This window comes from Halohasta sp. A2 (assembly GCF_056175805.1).
Map to the genome: position 1 here is coordinate 1 of NZ_JAQFWV010000207.1, position 470 is coordinate 470.

The 470-nt window shown below is 55.7% G+C and carries 1 protein-coding gene and 1 pseudogene; one reads left to right on the forward strand and one right to left on the reverse strand.

From position 1 onward, the window contains the following. A partial coding sequence (locus O2S87_RS18805) for a helix-turn-helix domain-containing protein (protein ID WP_475407651.1) occupies positions 1-190 on the reverse strand: 190 nt, incomplete at its 3' end. Between the two features lie 36 nt (positions 191-226). Between O2S87_RS18805 and O2S87_RS18810 the strand changes: the two are divergent. Continuing rightward, positions 227-470, forward strand: a pseudogene (locus O2S87_RS18810) (ISH3 family transposase); the annotation flags it as partial.

Sequence of the window (470 nt, forward strand, 5' to 3'; positions counted from 1 at the left end):
TCGCCCAGCGGCTGCCTGTTGACTGAGACATCCCTACATCATCGGCTGCATCTTCGAGTGTTGCACCTTTGTAGAGCCGTTTGACGAAGATGAGCCGCTTGCTCACCTTCTCGTCATCAGTTTCGGTGAGCAAGCGGTTGAGATCGTCCTCACTGAGGTGACGGACGATCTCTTTCTCTCGTCCAGTCATTGCTCAACCAACTCAGGGTACACCTAAAACTTCTGTGAACCACTAGCCGACCTCCACCTCGATCCCTACTACGGCGATGAAGACGAGACAGAAGCTCTCTACTCCTCACTGGCCAAGCGTGGAACAACGACGTTTCACGCCTATGCAACACTGTACGCACGGGTGCGTAACAAACGCTACACGCTCGCGGTTCGCCAGCTGGTCGCTGGCGAAACCTCAGGTGACGTACTCGGTGAGTTCCTCGAACTGCTTGACGGCCTTGACCTGAGCGTCAAGGCCG